16 protein-coding genes and 1 other RNA gene are annotated in these 15,512 nt (G+C 61.2%); 9 read left to right on the top strand and 8 right to left on the bottom strand.

Annotation, left to right across the window (positions count from 1 at the left end; all coding sequences use genetic code 11):
- Nucleotides 1-23: 23 nt before the first annotated feature.
- The 5 genes from SM765_RS02150 to SM765_RS02130 all read right to left on the bottom strand — a co-directional run bounded on the left by SM765_RS02150 (nucleotide 24) and on the right by SM765_RS02130 (nucleotide 5,608).
- On the bottom strand, nucleotides 24-464 hold the full coding sequence (locus tag SM765_RS02150) for a TrgA family protein (protein ID WP_274836923.1): 441 nt from the start codon (nucleotides 462-464) through the stop codon (nucleotides 24-26).
- Between the two features lie 163 nt (nucleotides 465-627).
- A complete protein-coding gene (locus tag SM765_RS02145; protein WP_368981402.1) occupies nucleotides 628-2,064 on the bottom strand; it encodes a cryptochrome/photolyase family protein in 1,437 nt (478 codons plus the stop codon).
- 30 nt (nucleotides 2,065-2,094) lie between these two features.
- A complete protein-coding gene (locus tag SM765_RS02140; RefSeq protein ID WP_274833904.1) occupies nucleotides 2,095-3,318 on the bottom strand; it encodes an aminotransferase class V-fold PLP-dependent enzyme in 1,224 nt (407 codons plus the stop codon).
- 177 nt (nucleotides 3,319-3,495) lie between these two features.
- Nucleotides 3,496-4,488 carry an acryloyl-CoA reductase gene (acuI, locus tag SM765_RS02135; protein ID WP_274836918.1) on the bottom strand — a complete coding sequence of 331 codons (993 nt, stop codon included), beginning with the start codon at nucleotides 4,486-4,488 and terminating at the stop codon, nucleotides 3,496-3,498.
- 16 nt (nucleotides 4,489-4,504) lie between these two features.
- On the bottom strand, nucleotides 4,505-5,608 hold the full coding sequence (locus SM765_RS02130; protein WP_274827979.1) for a dimethylsulfoniopropionate demethylase: 1,104 nt from the start codon (nucleotides 5,606-5,608) through the stop codon (nucleotides 4,505-4,507).
- A gap of 207 nt (nucleotides 5,609-5,815) precedes the next feature.
- On the opposite strand from SM765_RS02130, the gene SM765_RS02125 reads away from it, so the two are divergent.
- From SM765_RS02125 to SM765_RS02100, 6 genes are all read left to right on the top strand, one after another.
- Nucleotides 5,816-6,553, top strand: a complete 738-nt coding sequence (locus tag SM765_RS02125) for a FadR/GntR family transcriptional regulator (protein WP_065273400.1) — start codon at nucleotides 5,816-5,818, stop codon at nucleotides 6,551-6,553.
- A 53-nt stretch (nucleotides 6,554-6,606) separates the two neighbouring features.
- Nucleotides 6,607-6,959: a transfer-messenger RNA gene (gene ssrA, locus SM765_RS02120) on the top strand.
- A gap of 88 nt (nucleotides 6,960-7,047) precedes the next feature.
- The gene (locus SM765_RS02115) at nucleotides 7,048-7,512 is read left to right on the top strand and encodes an ester cyclase (RefSeq protein WP_274833901.1); all 465 of its coding nucleotides are present in this window, start codon (nucleotides 7,048-7,050) and stop codon (nucleotides 7,510-7,512) included.
- A gap of 156 nt (nucleotides 7,513-7,668) precedes the next feature.
- Entirely contained in the window at nucleotides 7,669-8,115 is a 447-nt protein-coding gene (locus SM765_RS02110; RefSeq protein ID WP_065273398.1) for an ester cyclase, read from the top strand.
- An 89-nt stretch (nucleotides 8,116-8,204) separates the two neighbouring features.
- On the top strand, nucleotides 8,205-9,506 hold the full coding sequence (chrA, locus tag SM765_RS02105; protein WP_425537293.1) for a chromate efflux transporter: 1,302 nt from the start codon (nucleotides 8,205-8,207) through the stop codon (nucleotides 9,504-9,506).
- Nucleotides 9,507-9,628: 122 nt separating this feature from the next.
- Nucleotides 9,629-10,102 carry an SspB family protein gene (locus SM765_RS02100; protein WP_274833897.1) on the top strand — a complete coding sequence of 158 codons (474 nt, stop codon included), beginning with the start codon at nucleotides 9,629-9,631 and terminating at the stop codon, nucleotides 10,100-10,102.
- Between the two features lie 141 nt (nucleotides 10,103-10,243).
- Here the strand turns inward: SM765_RS02100 and SM765_RS02095 are convergent, their stop codons facing one another.
- Nucleotides 10,244-10,738: a hypothetical protein gene (locus tag SM765_RS02095; protein ID WP_274833896.1), complete on the bottom strand. Its 495-nt coding sequence runs from the start codon at nucleotides 10,736-10,738 to the stop codon at nucleotides 10,244-10,246.
- Nucleotides 10,739-11,065: 327 nt separating this feature from the next.
- Here SM765_RS02095 and fumC point away from each other — a divergent pair, with 327 nt between their 5' ends.
- From fumC to SM765_RS02080, 3 genes are read left to right on the top strand one after another with little or no spacing between them, the layout of a single operon-like run.
- Nucleotides 11,066-12,460, top strand: coding sequence for a class II fumarate hydratase (gene fumC, locus SM765_RS02090; RefSeq protein ID WP_274836915.1), 1,395 nt, complete (start codon nucleotides 11,066-11,068; stop codon nucleotides 12,458-12,460).
- Nucleotides 12,460-12,636, top strand: coding sequence for a DUF4169 family protein (locus tag SM765_RS02085; RefSeq protein ID WP_065273394.1), 177 nt, complete (start codon nucleotides 12,460-12,462; stop codon nucleotides 12,634-12,636). The genes fumC and SM765_RS02085 overlap by 1 nt, the downstream gene beginning before the upstream one ends.
- Complete coding sequence (locus tag SM765_RS02080; protein WP_065273393.1) at nucleotides 12,633-12,863, top strand: ribbon-helix-helix domain-containing protein; 231 nt, start codon at nucleotides 12,633-12,635, stop codon at nucleotides 12,861-12,863. The genes SM765_RS02085 and SM765_RS02080 overlap by 4 nt, the downstream gene beginning before the upstream one ends.
- Here the strand turns inward: SM765_RS02080 and SM765_RS02075 are convergent.
- Both SM765_RS02075 and SM765_RS02070 read right to left on the bottom strand, forming a co-directional pair.
- Nucleotides 12,848-14,215, bottom strand: a complete 1,368-nt coding sequence (locus SM765_RS02075) for a cytochrome P450 (protein ID WP_274833894.1) — start codon at nucleotides 14,213-14,215, stop codon at nucleotides 12,848-12,850. The two genes, SM765_RS02080 and SM765_RS02075, sit on opposite strands and share 16 nt — an antisense overlap.
- Nucleotides 14,212-15,504 (bottom strand): hypothetical protein, encoded by a 1,293-nt coding sequence (locus tag SM765_RS02070; protein WP_274836909.1) that lies wholly within the window; start codon nucleotides 15,502-15,504, stop codon nucleotides 14,212-14,214. The genes SM765_RS02075 and SM765_RS02070 overlap by 4 nt, the downstream gene beginning before the upstream one ends.
- Nucleotides 15,505-15,512: the final 8 nt, after the last annotated feature.

The raw sequence follows: 15,512 nt of genomic DNA, 5'->3' as shown, positions 1-15,512 counted from the left end.
CGTTATGAAGTGAAAATTGACAGTCAGCGCCAGCGGTTGTGAGCGTTCTCGGTTGCAAGGCCCGCCAGAACCCCGCCGATCACCAGCGCCAGCAGGACGTGCGGCACTGCCATCACAAAGAAATAATCCAGCGCGATGGTGAAGATCGCGGTAAGCGCCTCGAACGGCCCGTCAAACCGGTGCCGCATGGCCAGCCGGAACATCTCCCAGACGCCCTGCACGAACAGACCCCAGAACACCATCACCGCCATGCCGGTGATCCCGTTGTTGATGGCAGGCACCAGACCATGACCGGCCCGTCGCCCCATCAAGATCCAGCCGCAGACGACCCCGATGGCCATGTTCACATAGGTGAAATAGCCAAAATCGGTACCCTCGGGCATCAGGGGCATGATCATGCCCGAAACAACAAAGGCAAGCAGCGCCATCGACAGGGCTGCGATCAGTCGTGCTCCGTTTGGCATCCCGGCGGGTTCCGTTCCTGTTGTGGCGGTTGCCCCCAAACGGCCACCGCATCCTGCATTGCCTAGCAATTTCGCCGGTTCCCGCCCCGCAGACAAGAGTGCAGGGAACAAGTTCTGCCACCATGCGCAACTGGGCAACAAAGCGTCCCCTGCTCGGCGCCGCTCAGCCTGCCTTCTGTCCGGCGCTGCGGTGTTGCCCATAAGCCTCCAAGGCGCGCTCCCGCCCCGCTTTCAGATCGATCAGGGGCCGGGCGCGCATCTGGTCCGGGGACAGGCCCCAGCTGAGCGGCGCCGCATCAAAAAAGCTGGTCGCGCTTTGCGGCGGTGTGCGCTGCCCTTCGGCGATCCAGCGGCGGATATAGCGGCGATCGGCGTCGAACTTGTCGATCTGGCCTTCCGGATTGTAGATGCGGAAGAACGGCGCCGCATCCGGGCCGGAGCCTGTGGTCCATTGCCAGCCCATCGCATTGGCGGCCGGATCCCAGTCCACCAGACAATCCGCAAACCAGTCCATCCCGACCTTCCAATGCACCATCAGATGTTTGGTCAGGAAACTTGCCACGATCATGCGCGATCTGTTGTGCATCCTGCCGGTGACATACATTTCCCGCATGGCGGCATCGACAAAGTCATAACCGGTCTGCCCCCGCTGCCAGGCCTCCACATCCGGGGTGATCTCGCTGGACCAGCCAAAACCATCCCATTCTGGCCGCCAGTTTTCCGTCAGGATCTGCGGGCTGTGATACATCAGGTGGTAGGCAAACTCGCGCCAGACCACCTCTTTCAGGAAATGTTCCGCGCCTTTCCCGCTGCCTGCCATCGCGCGCTGGCCCAGCTGCCACATCCGGTGCGGGCTGATCTCACCCCAGGCGAGGTTTTCCGACAGGTTCGAGGTTGCATCCTCGGCTGGGTAATCACGGCGATCCTTGTAGCGGGCGACGGCCTCCTCAAGGAACCCGTCAAGACGGTCCAGCGCCGCTTGTTCGCCAACATTGCAGTGCGCCCGCACGATATCGGCGCCGCGCCGCATCGCCGCGCCCATCTGCCAATCCGCCACCGCATCGCTGTCCGGCCAGCTCTCCGGCGCGGACAGCTTGCCCGGCTCGGGCAGCAAATCGGCGGGCTGGCGATCGCGAACGGCTTTCCAGAACGGGGTGTAGACCTTGAACATGCCCCCCGCCTTGGTCTCGACCGTCCAGGGTTCAAAGAGCAGCCGCCCGCCGTGGGATTTCACAGCGATCCCGGCGGCCTTCAGATCTTCCTTGATCGCTGTATCCCGCGCGATGGCCTCGGGATCATAAAGCCGCGACCAGACGACGCTCCCTGCCCCGGTCTCATCAATCACCTGCCGCAGAACCTCTTGCGCATCGCCGCGGCGGAAGATCAGTCGGCTGCCCCGCGCGGCCAGCGTTTCGGCAAGTTTCTCCAGCCCAAGGCCAAGACGGAATTTCGGGGCAGCGCCCAGCGCCTTGTCCTGCGCATCCAGAATATATAGCGGGATAACGGGCGCGCCGCTGCGCGCCGCCTCCGTCAGGGCCGGATTATCCGCAAGGCGCAGATCGCGCCGGATCCACCAGATCACCGGGGCATTGCTGGTCATATGTCTGAGAGTCCTGTGCTGCCATTCTCGTTACAGCACGCGATCTAGGGCCTCGATCAGCTGCGTCACCTCATTTTCGTTGGTGTAATGGGTAAAACTCATCCGAAGGACGCCCTGTTCCGGGTCCACCCCCATCGCCGAGAGCGCGCGCACCGCGTAGAAATCCCCGCCGCCCGCCATTATACCGTGCCCGGCCAGTTCCTCTGCCAGCCCAGCGCCAGACCGGTTGACGGCAACAGCCACGGTCGGCGCGCGCACGGCGGCGTCGCTTGGGCCGATGAGGCGCAGATCGTTGCGGTCCTTCAGCGCATCCAACAGCGGTTGCAGCAGTTTGACCTCGTGGTCACGCATCAGATCGTGCACGAACCCGGCGCGCGCTGCTGCGTCTTCGGTAGGGCCGCCGTGATGATCGCACAGGGCGTCGATATAATCCGCCATACCGGCGCTGGCCGCGACCTGTGCGTGATCGGGTCCCGCAGGGGTGAAGCGCTTGTAGAGAACGTCGCCGTTGAAATAATGCGCCTGGTTCGGAAGGATTTCGCCCAGCGCGCGGCGGATGACCATGATCCCCTGATGCGGACCATAGGTCTTATAGGCCGAGAATAGGTAAATGTCCGGTCCCAGCTCCCCGACGTTGGGCAGCCCATGCGGCGCGTAGGACACCCCGTCGACGCAGACAAAGGCCCCCGCTGCATGGCAAAGCGCGGTTATCTCGGTCACCGGGTTGATCTCTCCCACCACGTTCGAGCAATGGGGAAAGCAAACAAGGCGCACGTTTTCATCCAGCAGCGTCTCCAGATCCGCCGGATCCAGATGACCAGTGGCAGGGTCGATCTTCCATTCACGGACCTCGATGCCCTCTTCGGCCAGCCGCCGCCAGGGACCGGTATTGGCCTCGTGATCCTGGTTGGTGACGATGATCGCCTCCCCCGGGGACAGGAACTGCCGGAAGGCCTGCGCCAGAACATAGGTGTTCTGCGTGGTCGAGGGGCCAAAGCTGACCTCATCGGTATCCACTCCCAGGATTGCCGCAAGCCGTTGCCGGGCCTCATCCATCTCTGCCCCGGCCAGGGTCGAGGCCTCGTAAGGCGCATAGGGCTGCACCTTGCGCTGGGTGTAATAGCGCATCAGACGATCAATCACCGGCTTGCAGGTATAAGAGCCGCCTGCGTTTTCAAAGAAAGCCTGCCCTTGCAGCGTGGGTTCGGCAAAGGCCGGGAACTGCCCGCGTACAAAATCAATATCCAGCGCCATCTGTCATTCCCCTGCTTTTGTGTTCGCAAAAGGGATGCAGATCTTGCCGTGCAAGGTCAAGCGCCGGTACGCGGTGGAACCGTCCTGCCGCGTGAGGCGCCAGATGCGTCGCCAAAAGAAAGAGCGCGCAGTATCAACCCTGCGCGCTCCCTTCGTCTCAGAAAAACGGTGTTTCCGTTACCCGTTCACATCCACCACGACGCGGCCTTTGACCTGCCCTTTGAGGATGTCTGCGCCCAATTGCGGCAGATCCTGCAGAGTTGCGGGCTGGATCATCGCCTCCAGTTTGTCCATCGGTAGATCCGTTGCGATCCGCTCCCAGGCGCGCAGGCGGTTGTCATAGGGCTGCATGACGGAATCGATACCCAGCAGGTTCACCCCGCGCAAAAGGAAGGGCACCACAGTTGCGGGCAGGTTCGCCCCACCAGCAAGACCCACCGCCGCAACGGAGGCACCGTATTTCATCTGCCCCAGCACACGTGCCAGCATCGCCCCGCCAACCGCATCAACGCAGCCTGCCCAGGTTTCGCTTTCCAGCGGGCGTTTGACCGTCTCATTGATTTCTTCACGGGCCACGATCTGTGTCGCGCCAAGGCTGCGCAGGTAATCTGCGGTCTCTGGACGGCCGGTCACGGCCGCGACCTCATAGCCGAGATTGGCCAGAATCGCGGTTGCAACAGAGCCAACCCCACCAGCGGCGCCGGTGACCAGAACCGGACCGTGGTCCTTTTGCAGCCCGTGATCCTCCAGCGCCATGACCGCCAGCATGGCGGTGAACCCAGCGGTTCCCACTGCCATCGCCTGGCGGGTTGTCAGCCCTTCGGGCAGCGGTACCAGCCAATCGGCGCGCACGCGGGCCTTTTGGGAGTAACCGCCCCAATGGGCCTCTCCCACGCGCCAGCCGGTCAGGACCACCTTGTCCCCCGCCTTGTAACGCGCATCCGAAGACGCCTCGACCGTACCGGCAAAGTCGATGCCGGGAATATGCGGGTATTTGCGGACCAGACCGCCACCAGGGCCGATGCAGAGCCCGTCCTTGTAGTTCACGGTGGAATAGTCCACCGCCACAGTCACCTCGGCCTCCGGCAGGTCATCAAGGCTGATCTGCTCGACCGCCGCAGATGTCTTTCCGGTGTCTTCGTCCTTATTCACGACCAATGCGTTGAACATCATGCTTCCCCTCGTTTCACATCCAGAATTTCTCGCGCACGGTGGCCGTGCGCATACCGTCGGGTGTTTCCACCTCAAGTCTTGAGCCCGCATCCCAATGAGTCATGCGGATCATGCCGATTGCCACATTGGTGCGGAAATCGGGCGACCAGGCCGCCGAGGAAATTCGCCCCGCCGGACGACCGCCTGCAAACACCGACCAAAACTGATCACAGGGTGGCACGGCATCCCCGTCGATGGCAATCGGGCGGATCTGCTGTACCGGCCCTTCCTTGGCGACCCGCAACAACGCATCCCGGCCGATACAGCCAATCGCCGTATGGGTATTGCAGAACCGGCCCAGACCACATTCATGCGGCGTGTTGTCATCGGTCATGTCGTTACCGTAGCTGAGCAAGCCGCCCTCGATCCGTTCGATCAGGTTCGGACAGCCCGCGCGGACCTCAAGATCCTCACCCGCCTCGAACAGCTTGCGCCACAGTGGCATGCCAAATTCGCTGCCCTCCACGTAGATCTCGAACCCGCCCTGTTTGGAATACCCCGAGCGCGCAATAACCAGATCATGCCCCTGGAACTGATAAACCCCGAAGCGGAAGAAGCGGATATTGCGGATGCTTTCGCCAAAGACGCGCACCATCAGCTCCTCGGCCTTGGGTCCCTGCACGGCCAGCGGTGAGACATCGGGTTCGTCCACCAGCACATCCAGACGCCAGCCATTGGCGATCCCCTTCACCCAGTAAAGAAGGTCGCTGTCCGCGATGGAGATCCACCAGCGGTCCTCGGCCAGCTTCACTGCCACGGGATCGTTCAGCATGCCGCCGGTTTCATCGACGATGGGCACGTAGAAACACTGGCCTGCCGTCATCCCGCGCAGATCGCGCGGGGTCAGCATCTGCATCAGGCGCCCGGCATCAGGTCCACGCAGTTCAACCTGGCGCTCACAGGCCACATCCCAGACCTGAACATGGTTTTTCAGATGATGGTAATCCGCCTCGACGCTTTCGAAAACCGTGGGCAGCAGCATGTGGTTGTAAACGGTGTAGGCGCGCACTCCGGCCTCTTCCACACCTTGGGAAAACGGGGTGCGCCGCAGCCGACGCGACGGTGAAATCAGTGCCATTGCAAATCCTCCCTGGCAAGGCGCGTTGCCCAGTAGCCTGCGGTCCTCCTCATCCTCACCGGAACAGGGTTTTACGCTTCACCCAAGGGTCGGAAACCGCGACTCAACGCTTGTTTCCCAAATGTCAGACTTTTAAATGTCTGACAAATGATTTTTACAGCCCCTCACGATATGGTAATGACGCCGGATATCGACAGGACAGTACCCATGAAAATCGACCCTTCCAGTTCCGACGACCTCTCTGTGCAAATCGCACAGGCAATCAAGGACGCGATTATCGGCGGTCAGCTGATCGTCGATGAACGACTTCCTTCCGAGGCCGAACTGGCCGACCATTTTCAGGTGTCCCGCCCGACCGTACGCGAAGCGTTGAAACGGCTTGCGGCGCAATCGCTGATCCGTACGCAGCGCGGCGCCACCGGCGGCGCCTTCGTCAACCGATTGAGTTTTGAGGATGCCTACCCCCAGCAGGTGACCACCTCGACCCTGCTGCTGTCGATGAATGCGGTCAGTTTCGACACAGCCTGCGAAGCGCGTTATGCGCTGGAGCGCGCCTGCGCGCCCTTGTCGGCCCAGCGGCGCACAGCCGATCAACTGGCCACGATGCGGACAGAGATGTTCCGCCAGTCCCAGCCCGGCCTGACCGATGAAGCCTTCTGCGCCTCGGATGTTGCCTTTCACCGTGCGCTCGTCGATGGCGCGGGCAATCCAGTACTGTCCTATCAGCTGGCTGGCGCAGTCGAGGCGATGCAGCCGCTGATGAACATGATCACCTTCACCGCAAGGGACCGTGCACGTATCGTGGATTTGCACGGACGCATCGCGGATGCCATCGAATCCGGTGACGGCACCGCTGCCAGCGAAGGCCTCAGTGATCTGGAAAAGGAAACGCGCAAGCTGGCCTCGGATGTCTTTGCCGCACGTGCTGCGGCGGTCTCTACCTGACGCCTGATCGCAGGTAATTCGGCCCACAAAATTCGCGCTGTCTATCCGATTTGCCCCTTTAACTCCGCCCGGTCAGCACCTATGTTCTCACTGTTCCCTCGTGGAACTATGGACATAAACGCGCTCGTAATAAGCGGATCGGACCCGGGGGCGGTACCCGGCGGCTCCACCATATATCCTTCGTTTGGGGATCATGGGGCCGAAACAGGATCGACGAACGTCTAAAGGGGTTAGCTTTGTCTCGGCTGTCTGCCACCGTTATCGGCGAAACTAGTACAATTGCAAACGACAATCGTGCTCCGGTTGCTCTGGCTGCGTAAGCAGTTCGAGTCGAACCGACTTTAAGTCCTAGCGCCTAGCCGCGTTAGGCGGGGTTCGCAGGTACCTGGCAACAGAAACCTGCACTTTTCCCCAGCTTTCTCAACGATCACAGGCACCCGTATAGGTTTTATTCAGACTCTGGGCGCATCCTATGCGCAAGACGGAGAACTGTGATGACCAACGCTCAACGCTTGCGAAACTGGTATACCGAGGTCTGGGAAAAAGGAAACCTGGACGCGATCACAGATTTCATTGCACCGGACACCATCGCCAAGGGAATCGTTCCTGAAATGCAGATGGGAATCGATGATTTCCGAGACCTTATCATGACCTTTCAGGCCCAGGTCGGGCGGTTTGAAGTGGACCTGCCCAAAGTGATCGCCGAAGGCGACTGGGTTTCAGCCTTTCTCGTCGTACGCACCTCAAGAACCGACACGGGCGCCCCGCTTGAGGTTTCAGGGCAGGTCATGGCCCGGTTCGAAAACGGCAGGATCGCCGAAGCCTATAATCACGTCGACTATATCTGCCTGCTGGAGCAAATGGACCTGTTGCCGCCCGACACGATCCCGATCTGCATGACCGGGCAGCGGCTCGATTGGGTCAGACAGACACCCCACAGCCTCGCCACGGCGCATTAGACCGCCAGCCCCACAAACGGACTCAACCCACCCTTTTCACCAGAAACGATACACACGTAAAAGTGGTTGATTCGCAGCCACAAGCCCTCTCGACTTCACTGTTGGTAACAAGTACCGGATTGACACTTCAACTCTGACCAACCGAGACCCCAACGAATGACTCATCAGACAGGCAGCGTTCTTGAGACTGTAAAGCAATGGTTTCACGAGCTTTGGGAAGAGGCGGATACGGCCGCCATAAATGCCCTCTCCAATTCTGGCACCACGATGCAGGGAGCGATATCAGAGCTGGCTGCGCCACAGAACTATGGCGAAGTGGTCACCGCGTTGAATGACCTGCTAAAGAATATTCACTTCGAATACGCCTATCCTGTCGAGCAGGGGGAATGGGTTGCAGTAAAGTTGATCGTGCAGGCGCAATCCGCCGCAACTGGGGATGACGTTCGCTTTACCGGGCAGATCATCGCCCGGGTCAAAGAAGCAATAGTGACAGAACTTATTGCAACCATAGACTACATGAAGATGTTCGAGCAGCTTGGCCAGCTGCCCGAGGATTCCCTCCCGATCTGCCTCACAGGCGAGCAATTGATCTGGGCTCAGTAATCCCTCCACAGCCTAAGCTAGTTTTTTCTGTCTCCGCGGGCGCGGCTGCCCTATAGGCATGCAAGACCCTGCCCCGATCAGCCGCGGAGATCGACTTGTCTGCCAGTTTCACGCCCGACCGCCCGGATCTGCGCGATCTGTTCCGCGTTTTTCTTCGTATCGGCCTGCTGAGCTTTGGCGGCCCCGCCGCCCAGATCGCCCTGATGCATCGCGAACTGGTGGAGCAGCGCCCCTGGCTTAGCGAAGATGAATTCCTGCGCGGTCTCTCCTTCTGCATGCTGCTGCCCGGCCCCGAAGCGATGCAGCTGTGCACCTATACCGGCTGGCGCCTGCGCGGCACCTTTGGGGGGATTCTGGCCGGATTGCTCTTTGTGCTGCCCGGCGCCGCAGTTATCGCCGCATTGGTCTGGCTTTACGCTGCCTTTGGCACCGTGCCGGGGGTTCAGGCCGCCTTTGCCGGGATCAAGGCAGCAGTCATCATCGTGGTTCTGCAAGCCCTGTGGCGGCTCAGCAAGAAGGCCCTCAGCAAAGGCTCCGACTGGGCTCTCGCCGGACTTGGCTTTGTCGGATTGTTTTTCCTTGGCTTACCCTTTCCCGTTGTCGTCCTGGGCGCAGGTCTGTTTGGTCTTGTGAAAGGCCAGACACCGGCAGCGGAACCGGCAGAAGTCACAAAGGGACACGGGCCACAATCGCCGCTGCGGATCGCTGCCTTCTGGAGCATTCTCTGGCTGACGCCGCTGGCACTGCTGCATTTTTCCGGCTTCGGCTTTCTGGCAGACATTGGCTGGTTCTTTGCCAAACTCGCCGTGGTAACCTTTGGCGGCGCCTATGCGGTGCTCGCCTATATGAGCCAGACCGTGGTCGAGCAGCATGGCTGGGTCACCGCCGGGCAGATGATCGACGCGCTGGGTCTTGCAGAAACCACCCCCGGACCGCTGATTCTGGTCACCCAGTTCATCGCAATGCTGGCCGGGCTGACGACCGGCGGGATGCCCGTGTTCCTGGCTGCCGGGGCGGTGGCCCTCTGGGCGACCTTCGTGCCCTGCTTCCTGTGGATCTTTACCGCCGCCCCCTATGTGGAGCGCCTGTCCCAGCATCCCCGCCTTGGCAGCGCGCTAAAGGCGATCACCGCTGCGGTGACCGGTGTCATCCTCAACCTGTCGGTCTGGTTCCTGCTGCACGTCCTGTTCCGCGACCTGCCGCAGACACAGGTCGGGCCGCTGTCCTTTGTGGTGCCGGACTGGAGCAGCCTTGACGCCGAGGCGCTGCTTCTGACAGCAGTGGCAGCGGGCGCGGCCATCGCGCTGCGCGGGCGGCTGCTCTGGCTTCTGGCGCTTATGGTTGTGGCGGGGCTCGCAGTTGCGGCTGCACCCGATCTGCTGCTCCCGTAATCCCTGTGCCAGAGCGGAAAATGCCCCCTCCGGTCCGTTGTTTTTTTAACAAATCGGTTCCGGTAACTATTTCGTTTCCCGGAGAATCCCCTATGCTAGGGGAAAAGAAAAGGGGTCTCAGCGTGTCCCGAGAAATCGACTACGGTAACCTGATGCATTCCGCCATGCGCGGCCTGATCCGCACCGTCCTGCAGGATGTGGCGGACAACGGTCTGCCCGGCAATCATCACTTCTTCATCACCTTTGACACCCGTCATCCCGATGCCCAGCTTGCCGACTGGCTGCGCGAACGCTACCCGGAAGAAATGACCGTGGTGATGCAGCACTGGTATGACAATCTTGCCGTCGATCAGGATGGCTTTGCCGTCACGCTCAATTTCGGTGAAACGCCAGAGCCGCTCTATATTCCTTACGACGCGATCAAAACCTTCGTGGACCCCTCCGTCGAATTCGGCCTGCGGTTCGAAACCGCCGAGGACGACGTCGAGGACGAACAGCCCGAAGACACCACCGCGCCCGAGGAAGATACGACCACGGACGAGACGGCGGAGAAAACCGACGCCGAGGTGGTATCGCTGGACAGCTTCCGCAAGTAACCGCCGGTCGCGGCCCGCCGGATCACCAAAAACCCAGATCGCGAAATACGGCTAAACCTTTTGCGCGTCGCGGGTGGCGTTTTTTTCAGACACCCCAAATAAGGCCTTTGTCCGTTTAAACGATCAGCCGTCGGCGCGGCGTTAGTCCTGACGTTTCAGAAAGGTCGAAACCATCCGGGTCGGCTCACCATTGCGATGGACCACATACTTCAGGTCCAGCCCCCCTTTGACCAGGGTGCGGTCGTATTGCTGCATCTCGTAATCGCCGTTCGGCGCGATGAACATTGAAAACACCGTAAAGGTATCTCCGGCAATCCGGCTCCAGACGTAGGGATCGCCTTTCATCGGATCCATCTGGACGGCATGGCCAAAGACGTTCTGCTCCATCGCAGCGGCAAAAATCCCCGAACGATCGCTGTCCACGAAACTGATCTCATAGGTTTTTGCCTTGCGGTTGCCGCCCCCTTTGATGGTGACGGTGCTCCATTTGACGGTAAATCCCTTCTTGGCCTCAGCAATCGTCACGCTCATGTCCCGCAGCTCGCTCTCACCGTTGGCATGGGTGACGATCACCGACCCGGTGTAAGCCCCGACAAACGGCGCGATATCCGCAATAGCCGCCTGCGCAAGCAGCATAACTGCGGCACAAAACATCGCAGCCTGAAGCATGACCCAGCGGAGCCATACCACACCGTCACGTACGGCCGGAAACGCCCTGACGCGGGCAACGGCTGATGGACTGGAGGGGGCAGAATAATCGGGCACTGGCGTTCCTTGTCTACAGATGAGCGAAAGTATCTTCCGGTGACTTTAGCTTATTTCAGGGCGCAGGCAATCCGGCGCGCCCATTTGTCCCTATACCCGCGCGCGCGTTTCCCTATGATGCGCGCAACTGGCCGATTGCGCCTGACCCGGGCGTCGGCTAAACGGCATGCAACGGCATACGAGACGGAGAGAGACAAGATGTCCGATACCCGCACCGAAACAGACAGCTTTGGTCCGCTGGAAGTTCCTTCCGACAAATACTGGGGCGCGCAAACGCAGCGTTCGATCATGAACTTCCCCATTGGCTGGGAAAAACAGCCCGTCGCCATCGTGCGCGCGCTGGGCGTGATCAAGAAAGCCTGCGCCATGGCCAACAAGGCCTCTGGCAAAATGGACGCCAAGATCGCCGATGCAGTGATCCAGGCCGCCGGTGAGGTGATCGAAGGCAAGTTCGACGACAACTTCCCGCTGGTTGTCTGGCAGACCGGCTCCGGCACCCAGTCGAACATGAACTCGAACGAGGTGATCGCCAACCGGGCGATCGAGATCCTCGGCGGCGTCATCGGCTCCAAGGATCCGGTGCACCCCAACGATCACTGCAACATGGGCCAGTCCTCGAACGACACATTCCCCACCGCAATGCATATCGCCACCGCCATGTCCGTACGCGACGTGCTGGTGCCGGGCCTGACCAAACTGGCCGAAGGGCTGGAAAAGAAGTCCGAAGAGTTCAAGTACATTATCAAGATCGGTCGCACCCACACCCAGGACGCGACCCCGCTGACATTGGGCCAGGAATTCTCTGGCTACGCGCATCAGATCCGTCAGGGTCTGGCACGGGTCGAGGCCGCGATGCCCGGTATCTATGAGCTGGCACAGGGCGGCACCGCCGTCGGCACCGGGCTCAATACCCAGAACGGCTGGGGCGAGACCGTAGCGGCCAACATGGCCGAGATCACCGGCTTGCCCTTTGTCACCGCACCGAACAAGTTCGAGGCACTGGCCGCGCATGACGCCATGGTGTTCCTGTCCGGCGCACTCGCGACCATCGCAGGCAGCTGCTACAAGATCGCAAACGACATCCGCTTCCTCGGCTCTGGTCCGCGTTCGGGTCTGGGTGAGCTGATCCTGCCGGAAAACGAACCCGGTTCCTCGATTATGCCGGGCAAGGTGAACCCGACACAGGCAGAGGCGCTGACACAGGTCGCCGCCCACGTCATGGGCAACGACGCCGCGATCAAATTCGCGGGCAGCCAGGGCCATTTCGAACTGAACGTCTACAACCCGATGATGTCCTACAACCTGCTGCAGTCGATCCAGCTGCTGGGTGATGCGGCGGACAGCTTTACCGAGCGGATGCTGATGGGCATTCAGGCCAACGAGCCCCGCATCGAAAAGCTGATGAAAGAGTCGCTGATGCTGGTCACCGCTCTGGCGCCGACCATCGGCTATGACAACGCCACCAAGGTCGCCAAGACCGCGCATAAGAACGGCACCACCCTCAAGGAAGAAGCCATCGCGCTCGGCTTTGTGGATGAAGCGACCTTTGACGCCGTGGTGCGCCCCGAAGACATGATCGGGCCCAAGGCCTGATGGCGGAACCGGTCAATCTAAACCGGTTCAGAAAACAAAAAGCGCGGGCCGAGAAAAAGGCCCGCGCTGATGCCAACGCTGTGAAATTCGGCCGCAGCAAGGCCGAAAAGCAGCTTGACCGCAGTCGGCGTGACAAAAGCGACCGCCAACTTGACGGTCACAAGTCCGAAGAATGAGCAACCGTCCCAAGAAACACTCCCTGACCCTGCGCGGGCACCGCACCTCGGTCTCGCTGGAGGATGAATTCTGGACCGCCTTCCGCGCCATAGCCGCCAAGGAAGGCCGGGCAATCAACGACTTGGCCGCCGACATTGATGAAGAACGCGGAACAGAATGCGGGCTGGCCTCGGCCATCCGCCTGTACGTTCTGCGCCACCTGCAGGCGCATCAGACCGGGGACTGATCCCGCCGCTCCAGCCGCAGCCAGATCCCATTCTTTGCCCGCACCGTTAGATGTGCAACCGGCACGGGCTCCTTGCCTGCCACCGGCGCCACCCGGAAATGGCGCAGCAGCATCGACAGAATCAACGGCCCTTCGACCATGGCAAAGCCAGCACCGGTGCAGACCCGGGGACCAGCCGAGAACGGCATATAGGCTTCACGTTGACACTTTTTACCATTCTCGGTCTGCCAGCGCTCCGGATCAAAGCCATCCGGGTTGTCCCACAGCCGTTCGTGGCGATGCAGGTGCCAGGGGCTGAGCACCAGTTGCGACCCTTTCGGCACTTCGCGGTCGCGGAAGCGTTCGGGGCACGTCGCCTCGCGTACCATCATCGGCACCGGCGGATAGAGCCGCAGCGCCTCGCGGAACACATCGCGGCTGATGCGCAGGCGGGATACTGCGGCGAAACTGTCGTCCTCAAGCGCGGCGGCTTCCTCGGCCACCCTTTCCTGCCACTCTGGATAAATCGCCATCAGATAAAGCGTCCAGGCCAGCGCCGAAGCACTGGTTTCATGCCCGGCCAGAAAGAAGATTGCCACCTGATCGACCATTTCCTCGGTGGAAAAGCGCGCCCCGGTTTCCGGATCGGCAGTGGTCATGATCTTGGTCGCAAGGTCCTGCGGCGCGGTCCCGGCAGCGATTTCGGCTGCTCGCTCATCCGTCAGCTGGGTAATCAGGGCGCGAATGCGCGTAGCATTTTCCCGCGTTCCCTTGCGAAAGAAACGCGGCATCCAGCGCGGCACCGGCACAAAGGCGGCGAGATTCAGGATTGGCTGGCTGCGCTGGTAGTCCCGGAAGCGGGAAAACACCTGGGCGGCAACCTCGTGCTCGATGGGGATGGAAAACAGCGTGCGAAAAATCACATCCGCCGCCACATGCGAAGTGACTGCTTCGATCTCCACCTCCCCCTCCTGCCCCTTGAGGCGCGCGGCAGCGGCTTCGGCAGCGGCACGCATCGCCGGGAAGGTCTCTTTCAGACGCCCGCCTTCGAATGCCGGGTCGATAATCCGGCGCTGGCGCTTCCAGACTTCGCCGTTGGTCAGGAACACCGAATTACCCAGCAGCGGCTTCAGCCCCTCGCTGATCCGGTCCGATTTCGGGAAATCGTCCGGGCGGTCCTTCAGCACGGTTTTCACCAGATCCGGCTGGTTCAGCAGGAAGGACCGGAAGAAGGGCGTGCGGAACTCCGCCATCCAGGCCCGGTAAAGCCGCGCGGGCTGCGCCGACAGGATGTCCTTGCGAAACAGCCTCACATAGCGCCAGAGCGATACTTTGTCGGGACGAGAGGCGGGTTTGGGTGGCAGGGGCGTCATGGCGATGACACCGAGGTATAGCCCGAGGTCGGCGCCTCGATCCGGGATTTCGACGCAGGCCGCCCCTCGTAACGCTCTGCCAGCGAGATGGGGCCTGCGGTGATCTGAAAGTAGTCATAGTCACCGGGCCGGTCAAAGGCGCAGAGATACTGAAAATGCAGCCGGAAGAACCGCCAACGCAGCTCTTTCCAGCGCTCTGGGCTCAGCGTTTGTGTAAAGGCCGCCGAAACGACCAGTGGCCAGCGTTTTTCATCTGGTGCAACGCCGCTGACGCAGACCGGATCGCACAAGGCAAAGGCGCAGCCATCCCCCGGCGCGCTGACATCTACCCAAGAAAGTTCCGGACTGACCGACAGATACCGCAGATCGCCGCGGAGCCGGTCGGCCTTTGGCAGGAAGGAAACCATCGGCACCACCTGACCAAGGCTGAGAAACCCCAACGCCGGGCGCGCCGCGGGCAACCCTTCGCGCAACAGATCCGCCAGCACCGAAACACCGACATGGGCGCCGGAGGAGTGGCCAACGACCAAAACCTCATCCACTGTATTCTCTTCGATGGCGCGGCGGATCAGCTGCCGGAACTCTGCTATGCGCGCCTCCAGCTCGGGCGGGTTGGCCCCGCGCGAGGCTGCGGAATAGGCGTAATCATGCATCAGGTAATAGGCAAAGAGCTTACCATCGCGCGCCTTGAACCAGCGCAGCAGTGCAATCGCAGTTAAAATCAGCGCCGCAATGAATGCCACCGCGCCGACGACCGCCGCTGTCTGAGACCCAGCCACAGGGGTGAGCGCCCATTGTGCGAGCCAGTCGATTGCACCGCCGACAACAGCCCCCAACGCCAGCGCCAGCAGCAATTGCAGCAGCAGCATGCCCACCGGATAAAGCGCTGCAATCACCGGCCCCTTGCGCAGACGCATCAGGCGAAAAAGCGCGCCAGTCGAGATATAGGTCCAGGCGGTGCGCGCCAGTTGCAGATAGGTCGCCGGGATGGAGGCCGCCATGCTGCCCCGCACGATGTCAGACCAGACCAGAACCTCTACATCGGCCGCCACCTCGGTCCCGTCGATCTCGGCCTCTACGTGCCAGCCATAGGGACCGTCAGCCTGTTTAGGGCGCTGCGAGATCTGGTAGCCGGAGATCGCCGCCTGGGCGGTGCTTTCGCTGCGGTAAAGCTCACGATAGCGGCGGGGGTGGATGGGATCGTAACCGGGGATGTAAAAAACCTGTCGGCGGCGCACTGTTGCACCGCCGATGGATTGATCGCAGTCCTGCCTTGCCGTTCTGCCCATTCCGGCCT

It is taken from the genome of Pseudophaeobacter sp. 1A09344 (assembly GCF_041008745.1).
Taxonomy (GTDB): domain Bacteria; phylum Pseudomonadota; class Alphaproteobacteria; order Rhodobacterales; family Rhodobacteraceae; genus Phycobacter; species Phycobacter gallaeciensis_A.
The sequence above is the reverse complement of the archived record's forward strand: the minus strand, read 5'-3'. Positions and strand labels throughout refer to the sequence as shown.

What these genes read in the sequence shown, in the direction of transcription:
- SM765_RS02140 (WP_274833904.1), bottom strand. Translation starts at nt 3,318, where the DNA reads ATGGCGCTGGATATTGATTTTGTACGCGGGCAGTTCCCGGCCTTTGCC.
- SM765_RS02095 (WP_274833896.1), bottom strand. Translation starts at nt 10,738, where the DNA reads ATGCTGCTTGCGCAGGCGGCTATTGCGGATATCGCGCCGTTTGTCGGG.
- SM765_RS02075 (WP_274833894.1), bottom strand. Translation starts at nt 14,215, where the DNA reads ATGACGCCCCTGCCACCCAAACCCGCCTCTCGTCCCGACAAAGTATCG.
- SM765_RS02145 (WP_368981402.1), bottom strand. Translation starts at nt 2,064, where the DNA reads ATGACCAGCAATGCCCCGGTGATCTGGTGGATCCGGCGCGATCTGCGC.
- SM765_RS02125 (WP_065273400.1), top strand. Translation starts at nt 5,816, where the DNA reads ATGAAAATCGACCCTTCCAGTTCCGACGACCTCTCTGTGCAAATCGCA.
- fumC (WP_274836915.1), top strand. Translation starts at nt 11,066, where the DNA reads ATGTCCGATACCCGCACCGAAACAGACAGCTTTGGTCCGCTGGAAGTT.
- SM765_RS02115 (WP_274833901.1), top strand. Translation starts at nt 7,048, where the DNA reads ATGACCAACGCTCAACGCTTGCGAAACTGGTATACCGAGGTCTGGGAA.
- SM765_RS02070 (WP_274836909.1), bottom strand. Translation starts at nt 15,504, where the DNA reads ATGGGCAGAACGGCAAGGCAGGACTGCGATCAATCCATCGGCGGTGCA.
- acuI (WP_274836918.1), bottom strand. Translation starts at nt 4,488, where the DNA reads ATGTTCAACGCATTGGTCGTGAATAAGGACGAAGACACCGGAAAGACA.
- SM765_RS02150 (WP_274836923.1), bottom strand. Translation starts at nt 464, where the DNA reads ATGCCAAACGGAGCACGACTGATCGCAGCCCTGTCGATGGCGCTGCTT.
- SM765_RS02110 (WP_065273398.1), top strand. Translation starts at nt 7,669, where the DNA reads ATGACTCATCAGACAGGCAGCGTTCTTGAGACTGTAAAGCAATGGTTT.
- SM765_RS02085 (WP_065273394.1), top strand. Translation starts at nt 12,460, where the DNA reads ATGGCGGAACCGGTCAATCTAAACCGGTTCAGAAAACAAAAAGCGCGG.
- SM765_RS02130 (WP_274827979.1), bottom strand. Translation starts at nt 5,608, where the DNA reads ATGGCACTGATTTCACCGTCGCGTCGGCTGCGGCGCACCCCGTTTTCC.
- SM765_RS02080 (WP_065273393.1), top strand. Translation starts at nt 12,633, where the DNA reads ATGAGCAACCGTCCCAAGAAACACTCCCTGACCCTGCGCGGGCACCGC.